Below are 1,051 nucleotides of genomic sequence, written 5' to 3'. Positions count from 1 at the left end.
CGGTTGCTCAACGCCGAACTGGACCACCATCTGGACGGCGAGGCAGCGACCGGCCGCCCGAACTGCCGCAACGGCTATGGGCAAAAGACGGTTCTGACGGATGTTGGGCGGGTGAGGCTGGATATCCCGCGCGACCGGGCCGGCACGTTCGATCCGCAACTGATCGCGCGCTACCGGCGGCGGTTTCCCGGTTTCGACGATCGGATCATCTCGATGTATGCGCGCGGCATGAGCGTGCGCGAGATCCAGGGCCATCTGCTTGAAATCTATGGGGTGGAAGCCTCGCCGGACCTGATCAGCGTCATCACCGACGCCGTGCTGGACGAAGTGGCCGCCTGGCAGAACCGGCCGCTGGAGACGGTCTACCCGGTGGTGTTCTTCGATGCCCTGCGGGTGAAGATCCGCGACGAAAGCGTGGTGCGCAACAAGGCGGTGCATATTGCCCTGGGCGTGCGCGCTGACGGCACCAAGGAAGTCCTTGGCCTGTGGATCGAGCAGAACGAGGGCGCCAAATTCTGGCTCCGCGTCATGAACGAACTGCGCCATCGCGGCGTCGAGGACATCCTGCTGGCCGTGGTCGACGGGCTGAAAGGCTTCCCCGATGCCATCCGCGCCGTGTTCCCCGAAGCCCTGGTGCAGACCTGCATCGTTCATCTGCTGCGCCATTCGCTGGACTTTGTCGCCTGGAAAGACCGCAAATCCGTGGCCACGGCCCTGAAGGACATCTACCGGGCGGTGGACGCCGAGGCCGGTAAAGCGGCCCTGGCCGCCTTTGCCGAAAGCTCCTGGGGCCGGAAATACGTGGCCATCGTCCAGTCCTGGGAGCGGGCCTGGGAGGAGGTCATACCCTTCTATGCCTTCCCCGCCGAGGTCCGAAAATTGATCTACACCACCAATGCCATAGAGGCGCTGAATGCCAAGCTGAGGCGGGCCGTCCGGGCCAGGGGTCATTTCCCCAATGACGACGCGGCCCTCAAGCTCCTCTTCCTGGCCTTGAACCGGGCCGAGAAAGAATGGATCATGCCCCCGAGGGAATGGTCCATGGCAAAGG

At 64.0% G+C, this 1,051-nt stretch carries 1 protein-coding gene; it reads left to right on the top strand.

The window, feature by feature from the left end; genetic code table 11:
• Positions 1-1,051 (top strand): IS256 family transposase (locus HLH25_RS19885; RefSeq protein WP_182975729.1); only part of this gene is annotated, 1,051 nt, incomplete at both ends.

The organism is Gluconacetobacter dulcium, from assembly GCF_014174165.1.
Classification (GTDB): Bacteria; Pseudomonadota; Alphaproteobacteria; order Acetobacterales; family Acetobacteraceae; genus Gluconacetobacter; species Gluconacetobacter dulcium.
The sequence above is the reverse complement of the archived record's forward strand: the minus strand, read 5'-3'. Positions and strand labels throughout refer to the sequence as shown.